Origin of the sequence: Nocardia wallacei, assembly GCF_029868745.1 — a bacterium.
In the GTDB taxonomy this organism is placed as follows: Bacteria; Actinomycetota; Actinomycetes; order Mycobacteriales; family Mycobacteriaceae; genus Nocardia; species Nocardia wallacei_B.
In genome coordinates this window covers 1-9401 of record NZ_JARWOP010000151.1, presented here as the reverse complement: position 1 = coordinate 9401, position 9401 = coordinate 1, and the positions used below count along the sequence as shown (strand labels likewise).

Genomic DNA, 9401 nt, shown 5'->3' with positions numbered 1-9401 from the left:
GGCGGGGGCGGCGCCGCGCCGGCGGGCGCGGCGGGCTGTGGCCCGACGGCCGTTGTTCCCGGGCCCGGCGTCGGGGTGGTGCCGGGAGTGCTGGCCTGTGGATTCGGCGCGGGCTGTCCCTGTGCGGCGGGCCGGTTCTGGTCGGGGACGGCCGGTCCGCTGGGAGTCGCGGTACGCTCCTCGGATCGCGACCGATGCGGTCCGGACCTGCCGGACCACGGCGTGGGCTGCGGGGCGCCGTCGGCTCCGGTCGCCTCGGCGTCGTCGTCCGCGACGTCGGGCGTCACCTCGGCCGGGCTCGTCATCGGTCACCGCCGGGCGCGCGCCATCGGGGCACGGGATCCACGTTCATTCCTCGCCTCCCCATCTGTCTCGGCGCCGGGAAACTCGGTGGCCGTCAGGGCGATTCGCGCACCTGAGTCTACGTCCTCCGGCTCCATCCTGACGCGCCGTCACGGACAGTGGTTCCCATTACTGGGAATCCTCGACAATGGGTCCAGCAGGCCCACCGGAGCGGTTACGGCTGTCGGTTTCGTGGAAATGGTGATGTAATGGGTCTTTTCGGTCTCGGCTGGTCGGACGTCGTCAGCGGAGTGGCGACCGGAGTAGGGTTCGCGCTGGGCGGTCCCGCCGGCAGCGCGCTGCTCGGTGGCGCCGCGAGCACCCTGGCGGCCCATTACATCGATGGCAAGAGCTGGGGTGACAGTCTCGAAACGGGACTCATCAGCGGTGGACTCGGAATGTTGGGCGGTGGTCTGGTGGGCGGTGCCACCAGCGGTTTGATGAAAGGCGGCCTCAAAAGCCTCGGCACCAGCCTTACCAAGGATCTCGGACTGGCGTTCGGCAAGGGTTCGGTGGGGCTCGGGTTCCGGCGGGAGTTGGCACTCGTGTCGATGGGGCATATGGGCCGCGGCACCGCCGCCGCCGCGCTGTCGGGCGTGGGCGGAAATAAACTCTCGGGATTTATGCACCCCGCGGCGTCCGGTCCAGGGGGAGCGAATGTGGGTCCGCTGCCGACAAAAGAACTGCCGACTCCGGCATAGGGGCGAAATATGCCGCTGGAAATGACCTCGCTCAACATGCCGGACATGTCGAAGTATCGTCCGGAGCATGAGCCGTTTCGTTTCAGCCAAACCACCGCGAATATCTACGAAGGCATGCCGAAATTCTTCAAGCAGACTTTCGACAGTATGGGAAAGGGCACCAAGAAGCCCCCTCCCGACAAATCGCCGGAAATTCCCCCGCAGGCCGTGAATACGGATGGCTTCGGCCATACCTTGGCCGGTGACGTCATCGCGAACTATGTCACGCTGAGCGGAACTCTTCGCGAGTCACTGCGCAAACTGGTCGCGCTCGACAAGGATATATCTCCGATCGCCCAGGACTCCGCGGCCGTCTCGACCGCTGCTCAACAGGGCATAAATTCGGTTATCGAGAAGCTCCGCGCGCAGGCGCCGGTACCCGCGCCGGGCGGATCCCAGGACGACTTCATCCTGGATTATTTGAGTACGGCCGTCCAAGAAACCCAGGCAGCGGTCGAACAGGCGAAGACCGCTCAGGACAAGATCGGCGACCAAGCCAATGGCAAAACCACCGAGATGCAGGCGATCCTGGATCGACTGAACGCGCTGGAGACCAAGCTCGGCGCCGCCAACCCCGGCAATGCCAACCCTTCCTACAACCCGACCGGGCTCAACCCGACCACTCCCACGGGCGCCACCACCGACCCCGGCTTCAAGCCCATCGATCTCGGTGCCGACGATTCGGGTCTCAACCCGTCCGGCAGCAAGGATCCGCTGGGTTCGAACGGCCTCGACGGTTCGAACGGCTTGGACGGCTCCAACGGCCTGGGCAATTCGAACGGCAGCGGCCTGGACCCCAGCGCCGGCGCCGGGATGACGCCGGCCAGCGCCGCGGGCGGAATGGGCGGCATGGACATGATGAGCACGCTGCTGCCGATGCTGATGTCGCAGATGATGCAGCGCGGCATGAACGATCGGGACCTCGAGGACCGTCGCAACGGGCTGGACCCGGACCGCGACATGCGCGGTTACCCGCAGCCGGTGATGGCCCAGCCCGCGGCGCCGCCCGCCGCCGCACAGCCCGCGGCGCAGGCCCCCGCCGCCGCGCCGCCGTCGTCGTCGCAGGCCGCGCCGCCGCCCAAGGGCGATGCTCCGCCGCAGGGCCCGCCGCCGAGCCGCGAACCGGGCGCCGACGGCAAGGTGCTCTACACCTTCCCCGACGGTCGGACGCAACGGGTCTGGCCGACGGTGGCCGCCGCGCTGGATGCCGCCTTCGGCAACCACGCCGGCACCGACGCGAAGAAGGCGTACGAGAACACGCCCGCGAAGTGGACCGACGACAAGCAGATCGGCGCGCTGGTCGATCCGTATCAGCTGGAGACCGGCGACGTCGCCACCTGGGATGGCCAGACCGCGCTGGTCGTGGTGTGGAAATCCGGCGAGGGCGGTGGCGGAATGGATTCCGGCACCGGCATGGATCTCGCCGTGGACGGCTCCATCACCCCGACCGGCGGCCCCATCGATTCCGGGCCCGGCTCGCTCGGCTCCGGTGGTCCGGGTGATTCCGGTTCGGGCTCGTCCGGTTCCGGCTCGAGTGGTTCGGGTTCGAGTGGTTCGGGTTCGGGTTCGAGCAGTTCGAGTTCGAGCGGCTCCGGCGGCGAGGGAACACTGGAGGTCATCATCGACGGCGAGCTGCAGCAGTTCTCGCCCCAGATGTCCGGCAAGAAGGGCGAATTCGGACAGTTCTCCGGATTCGCGCACCCGCACGGCGTCGAAGGGGACGGCTCTGCGAACAGCCACGGCGACCAGGCTTCGGCGCTGCCGACAGGCACGGACGCGGTCGACGCACCGGCCGTCGCGGCACCGGCGTGATCGGCCGGCCGCGGCGCGGAGTCGAAGGTGAGAGGAGGCAGTCATGGCGCTGAATGTCGATCCGGCGCAGTTGGCCGCAGCGGCGTCCCAACTCGCCGAGCTCGCTAACGGGACGGGCGGCGAGATTCCGACGTCCTGGGTCCTGCCCGCGGGGTCCGACCCGATCTCGGCGGGTTCGGTTCCGCACCTCAACAACAAGGCCGCGGACGCGTTCAACGGCATGGCCGGGGTGCTGAACGATATCCACCGCCTGGCTCATGAGGTCGGCGCCTCGGCGTCGGATTACACGGGCGCCGATGACGAGGGCGCGCGTGCGGTGAACGGCAGCGGCGGTGAGATCATCGACAATCCCGTCGCGCCCGTCGCGCTGCCGGGCCAGTGGCGACCGCCCACTTTCAATATGCCCGCGGCCGCGGCGGCGGGGGACCCCTTGGTCTACGCGCAGCAGCTGCGTGCCGGGCCGGGGACGGGTCCGGCGAACGGGTTCACCTCCGATGTGCGCAATTTCCTGGCCGGAGCGCACCCGAAGATCGTCTCCGGTGTGGACGCGGCCGCGCAGGCGTTGCAGCACTGGACCCCGGTCGGCAGCGAGGCGGCCGGGCATCTGCATCGCTTCCGGAACCAGTTGGACGACCAACGCGGTCAACTGGAGAAGCTGCTCGACATGGTCGACACCTACACCGGGGCATTCGATACGGCGAAAGCGAAACACCCGACCCCCGAGGAGATCATCGCCACCCGCAAGGAACTGCTGAAAGCCATCCGCACCAAGGATCAGGTCGGTATCCAGAAGGCGTTGGCCAAGTACGAGGAGCAGAACGCGCGCTCGGCGGAGACGATGACCGGCTACTCCAGCACGGTCAACGGAAAGAACGCGACGGGCGAGGGGCAATCCTCCGGTCAGAACTCTTCGTCCTCGGGCGGTGACAACGCGCTGATGCAGATGCTGCCCAGCTTGCTCAGCTCGATGATGAGCGGCGCGGGCAGCCTCGCGGGGGATCAGGGCGGGGACTCATCGGACGGCCTGAGCGACTACGACTACAGCGACTACGGCCTCGGTGCGGACTACGCGTCGGCCCTCGGCGGCGGGGGTGGCGGCGGCGACTTCACCGGCGGCGGGGTGCCGGGCGTCGGCGACGTCTCCGGCGCGATCAACCAGACGTCCGGACCGGCGATGGGCCCGATGGTCGCCTCGGCGGCCGGGTTCAGCGGCGCGGGCACGGCCTCGGTGACGGAACCCTTGCGCGGCACGGGAAATCCGGTCGGGGGTGCGGCGCGCGGCGCCGGCGCGGGATCGGGAATGATGCCGTACATGCCGATGTCCCCGGGCATGGGCGGCGCCAACGGCGGCGGCAGCAGCGAACGCAACCGGGTGGTCGCCTGGCATCCGGACCGGCTGATGTACGTCGACGACACGCCGCACACCGAGCAGGTGATCGGCGAGAAGCCGACGATCGCGCCGACCGTGACACCACCGACGCCGGGGCCGGCCGGCCAGGACCAGACACGAGCTGGAGGTTCCACATGAGTGAAATCCATCCCGATGTGCAGGCGGCGCTCGACGCCGCGCGCGAGTTGCGCCACCGCATCGCCGATCTGCGCGAGCGCATCGATGGGATTCGCGCGCGCCGCCCGTCGGCGAGCGGCGCGGTCATCCCCGAGGTCGACGCGATGGGGCGGCTGACCGGCCTCTACCTCGCGCCGGGCACGGCCGACCGCTTCACCAGCGAGGAGCTGGTCGCCGAGATCATCGGCGCGATTCGCGACAGCACCGGCGACGCGGCCCGTCAGTACCGGGTGCTCATGGACGCCGAGCCGGCGCCCGAATCCGATCCGATCGACGCGCCCACGCCGGAACCGGCGGCGCCGGGACGATCGGCATGAGCGAGGTCCAGGTCACCGTCGCCGACACCATCCGGTGGCTGCACGAGGAAGGGCTGAGCCGGTTGGTCGGTGTGGCGGACCGGGTTTCGCATCCGATCTCCGCCTTCACCGTCGACATCGCCACGGGCACGGTCACGGTGTACCCGGCCGCCGGCGGTGGCGTCGGCTCCGACGTGATGACGTTGGCCGCCGACGACCTGCCGCATCCGACGGGCACGTCGCGGCGGCTGGTCATCGTCGGCGTCACCACGGCGGAATCGGTTCTGGTGCTGGACCTTTCGGCCAGCCTCGATCTCGCGATCAACGCCGACCGGCCCGAGACGGTCGCCCGTTCCTGGGTGCTGCAACTGCTGTTGAACCCGGAGATCACGATCGTCACCAACAGCGGCGACGTGGCCCTCGTCGACAGTCCGCGGCTGCGGCAGAGCTTCATTCCGGGCGGCGGCGCGACGATCGTGAGCATCGACGACGAGCGGCCGCCGGTCACGACGATCTCCTTCAACCCCACCACGGAGGAGCCCGACCATATCGACGTCGTGGCGGACGGCAGCGGCGAGATGTATCTCCGCGCGCGCTTCTGGCGACTGCGCCAGGTGCTGACCCTCGACGACGCCCAGTGGCGGGTGCTCGCCGACCAACTCGAGGCGGCCGACCAGAGCGCCGCGCCGCCCGACCGTTCGACCGTGGCCCCGCCGCCCGACCGGGTGACGGTGAGCGCCCCCGACGCCCGTGCGACCTAGGAGCAGCACATGACCGTGAATTTCGACGCGGACGAGTTCGACGAAGAGGTCGTACAAGCGCCGCCGCCGGATCGGCAGCACACGATCTACGAGGTCTTCAATCCCGACCACACGGCCGGGGTCGCCTGCAACGGTGACGGTGAGATCGTGGGCCTGCACCTCACCGACGACGCCCGCGAGAACGGCGACGCGTGGCTGTCCAAGGAGATCGTGCGGCTCGCCCGGCTCGCTCATGCCAAGTCTCGCGTCGGCCTGCGGGCCGAGATGGAACGCAACGGCGCCCGGCCCTACACCATCGACGCGTTCGACCTGCCGACCGAAACGTCCTACCGGGCCATGGAGAACGCCGAGTTCGGCCAGTCCGCCTGAGCGTCCGCACCGAGAGAACAGGAGCAGCGACATGCTGGATATGGACGAGCCGGACGAGGTGATAGCCGCCGCCGGAAAGTTCCGCGCGGCCGTCACGTCGGTCACCGATCATGTCGACGCCGTCGCCGACGATCTGACCCTGCCGCGCGGCCCGCGCTCCCCGCTGGACTACGGCGGCGTCGGTGTGCATCGGCTGATTCCGGCGATGCTCCGGGAGGCGACGCCCGAGCACGCGGGCTACGCCACCACGACCAACCAGAACGCCACGGAGACCACCACCGTGCTGGCGAATGCCGATATCGACGGCGGCTTGCAGGTGCACCGGGCCGAACCCGTCTGAGTACGGGATGGAGCCGGAGCAGAACAGCCCGTATTGGGGCGCGATCGTCCAGAACAACTGGCCGGCGATCTCGCCGGGCGACTGGCACGCGCTCGAGACGAAGGCCCGCGACGGCGCCGCCGCGATCGACCCGCAGGAAGCCGAGCGCGCCCGGCGCGCGTTCGACGAGCGGGTGCGGGCCAGCCACGGGCTGGATCCGGTGAAACAGGACATGCTCGCCCAACGGGGAACGCCGCAGGCGTTCGTCGACGCGCTGGTCGCCGCGGCCGACACCTATGGTCGCCTCTCCGATCTGGTGTACCGGACCCGGAACAAGATTCTCGACATCGTCGACGAGGCCACCCGCGCGATCGGCAACGGCAGAGCCGAGGACACCGACGGCGACGGTGACAACTCCGACGAGGAGACCCGGCGGGTCGCCGGGATCATCGACACCGCGCGGCGGGCCGTGGACGAGCGGGTCTCGTTGTCGCTGCAGGAGATCGGGCCCAACGGACTGCCCGAACTGTCTCTGATGGCCGAGGCGCTCGGACTGCCCGGGCCGTGGACACACGGGTCGCCGGGACACTACCCGCCCGGCCACTGGGATCCCGGGCACCCTGGCCCGCCCGGAGGGCCGCACACCGGGCCGACCGGTCCGGGTCCGGGCGGACCGGGTCCCGGCGGTCCGGGCGACACGCTGCCCGGCGGGCCGAATTATCCGTTCCCGCTGCCTGTCCACTGGGGTCCCGACGGACCGATGGGACCGGACGGCCTGCCGCAGCTGCCGGGATTCCCGCAGGGTCCGCACTCGCCCACCGGCGACCCGGCCGGACCCTCGGACGTCCCGCCCGGCGCGCCGCCGGTCACGGCGGGGACCGGCCCGGTCTCGACGGCTCCGAGCGGTTCCGCTCCCGGTTATGCCCCGGCCGGTCCCGTGGCCGCGGGCGGCCCCGCGCACGCCGACGGCGGGCACAGCGAGGGGCCGCAGTCGGCCCTGGACGAACCGGGGCCCGCGGCGCACGGCCGGCCCGGTACGCACGACTCGACGGCCGGGGAGAACGCCGACGGACCCGACGCCGGGGTCACCTCGACGCGAAATGCCATGTCCGACAACGCCGTACCGGCCGACGCCGCGAATCCGTCGCTGCCGTTCGGTACGCCGATGGGCGTCGTGCCCGCGCAGGCGACGACGCCCGGCACCACCTCGCAGGCGGGCACGTCCACGTCCCGGCCGGGCCCGGTATCCGCCACACCCGCCGGACCGCCGGATCGTGCGCGGTCGGTGTCGGCGCCGGAGGTGAAGGCGCCGCCGCCGGTCGATTCGAAGACGCCCGCGGGCAGCCCGAAGATAACGGCCGGATCCGGGCCGCCGCCGTCGAGCGCGTCGACCGCGGCGGGCAAACCGACGCCCGTGCGCCCGCAACCGCCCGACAAGACCGGCGTCGAGGATCGTCCCGTGGCGGCGGGGGAGGTTCCCGCGGACGCCTCGGACGGGCACGAGAAGCTCAGGGAGGCAGTCGGTTTCGCCATGATCGCGGCCTCCGGCCCGTCGTTCGTCGTCGGGGAGCGGGTGAACGGCGACCTGGTGCTGGCGCGGTCGCTGCTGAGCAGCCTGCTCGCCGCCGCCGAGACCAGCGCGCTGGGAGTGTCGTGGGCGGTGTCGGTGATGCGCAATTCCGGCGGGGTCAGCGCGTTCGTGACCTCCAACGAGGGCCGGGGCTGGTTGCCCGCCGGGGTCTACCTGCCCCGCGAGCTGTCGACCCCGTGGACGTGGTCGGTGTCGGAGCAGGCGCCGTGGGAGGGTCTGGCCGATCCCGCCCGGATCCTGGTGGAGTTCGCGGCGGCGTGGGGCGTCAAATCCGGTGCGGCCCTGTCCGCGCTGGTCTCGTCCGCGCCGATCGATGCCGACATGCTGCGCCAGCTCGGCGATATCGCGGCCGAGGGTTCGGTCGAGGCCGCGCCGACGATGGACTACACGGTTCCCGCAAGCGGTTTGGAGGACCGGCTCGGCCTGGTGGGCGCGCCGCGACTGCTGGATCAGGTGTCGGGTGTCCGGCCGGAACGGCTCCGGGGCCGCTGTCTCGAACTCGCCGTCGACGCGCATGTGCGGGTGGGCAAGATGAATGCGGGCAATCCCGGGACCCTGGGCGCGCCCGCGCTGCGGGAACGGATTCTGGGTGCGATGCAGCACGGCCGGGAGGTCTCGGCCGAGTGGTGGGAGGAACTGCGTGATGTCGACGACCTGATGGCGGCGTCGGTGCTGCCCTTGCGTGCCGACGTGTCGCGAATCGCGGTCGGGCAGTTGCGGAACGAGGAGTCCGATCCGCGCTCGGCCTCCGGGACGGCGACGGTGCGCGCGCTGGCGTTCGAGCGGCGCTGCAACGAAGCCGCGCTGTTGCTGGCGGCCGATCCGACCCGGCAGACGCTGCGCGACACGGTGTACGCGCACGGGCAGATCGTCGACCATCCACTGTTCGGCCGGATGGCCGCGGCCGCCGCGGACCAGGCGGCGGCACGACAGCGTTCCACCATCAGCACCGGCCCCGATCGGCGGCGATAACGCGGCGACATACTCCTGCCACTGCTGGGAAGGCGCGACAATGAGCACGTCGGTGCTGGGAAAGGATCTGATACGACATGCCGGACAACGTGTACATCGATCCCGACTTGTTGCGTCAGCTGGCCGAAAAGCACGACGGAATCGCCGACGACACGCGGAAATGGGCGGAGCCCCCTTCGGATTGGCTCAACGCATTTCCCGAAACGTACGGGAAAATCGCGCACCCGGTCCATCAGGCGCTGGTGCGGTATTACACGGCGCGCGAACGCGCCGGTAACGCACTCGCCGACGAACACCAGTACACCGCGAATTCGCTGCGCGAGGCCGCGCTCGCCTACGAGCGCGCCGACCAGGACGGCAGCCACGACATCAAGATGGCGGGCGACAACGTCAACCCGCAACCGCTGGCTCCGGTGACACCCGGTGGCCCGAGTACGACGCCGCCCTCCGGTCCTCCGGGAGGGGGACCCACGGGCGCCCCGCCGGGTGGAGCCGCGGGCGGGCCGCCCCCCGGGACCCGCCCCCACGGCGCGGGGCCGTCGGGGCCATCCGGGCCCGCAAGCGGGCCGCCCGGGGCCCCCACCCGCCCGCCGGCCCCCGCGGGGGCCGGCGCCGCGACCCGCCGCCCCGGC

At 70.7% G+C, this 9401-nt stretch carries 9 protein-coding genes and 1 pseudogene; 9 read left to right on the top strand and 1 reads right to left on the bottom strand.

Annotated elements, in window-relative coordinates:
• Positions 1-305, bottom strand: a pseudogene (locus QH470_RS12435) (hypothetical protein); the annotation flags it as partial.
• Positions 306-551: 246 nt separating this feature from the next.
• On the opposite strand from QH470_RS12435, the gene QH470_RS12430 reads away from it, so the two are divergent.
• The 9 genes from QH470_RS12430 to QH470_RS12390 form a co-directional block, all read left to right on the top strand.
• Entirely contained in the window at positions 552-1043 is a 492-nt protein-coding gene (locus QH470_RS12430) for a hypothetical protein (protein ID WP_280272482.1), read from the top strand.
• 45 nt (positions 1044-1088) lie between these two features.
• Positions 1089-2894, top strand: a complete 1806-nt coding sequence (locus QH470_RS12425; protein WP_280272481.1) for a hypothetical protein — start codon at positions 1089-1091, stop codon at positions 2892-2894.
• Positions 2895-2937: 43 nt separating this feature from the next.
• A complete protein-coding gene (locus QH470_RS12420) occupies positions 2938-4422 on the top strand; it encodes a PPE domain-containing protein (protein WP_280272480.1) in 1485 nt (494 codons plus the stop codon).
• Positions 4419-4778 (top strand): hypothetical protein, encoded by a 360-nt coding sequence (locus QH470_RS12415; RefSeq protein ID WP_280272479.1) that lies wholly within the window; start codon positions 4419-4421, stop codon positions 4776-4778. Before QH470_RS12420 ends, QH470_RS12415 begins: the two co-directional genes overlap by 4 nt.
• Positions 4775-5518: a hypothetical protein gene (locus QH470_RS12410; protein WP_280272478.1), complete on the top strand. Its 744-nt coding sequence runs from the start codon at positions 4775-4777 to the stop codon at positions 5516-5518. The genes QH470_RS12415 and QH470_RS12410 overlap by 4 nt, the downstream gene beginning before the upstream one ends.
• 9 nt (positions 5519-5527) lie before the next feature.
• Entirely contained in the window at positions 5528-5887 is a 360-nt protein-coding gene (locus QH470_RS12405) for a hypothetical protein (protein ID WP_280272477.1), read from the top strand.
• Positions 5888-5918: 31 nt separating this feature from the next.
• On the top strand, positions 5919-6227 hold the full coding sequence (locus tag QH470_RS12400) for a hypothetical protein (protein WP_280272476.1): 309 nt from the start codon (positions 5919-5921) through the stop codon (positions 6225-6227).
• 7 nt (positions 6228-6234) lie between these two features.
• The gene (locus QH470_RS12395) at positions 6235-8769 is read left to right on the top strand and encodes a hypothetical protein (RefSeq protein WP_280272475.1); all 2535 of its coding nucleotides are present in this window, start codon (positions 6235-6237) and stop codon (positions 8767-8769) included.
• A 77-nt stretch (positions 8770-8846) separates the two neighbouring features.
• Positions 8847-9401: type VII secretion target (locus QH470_RS12390; protein WP_280272474.1), on the top strand; the 555-nt coding region annotated here is incomplete at its 3' end.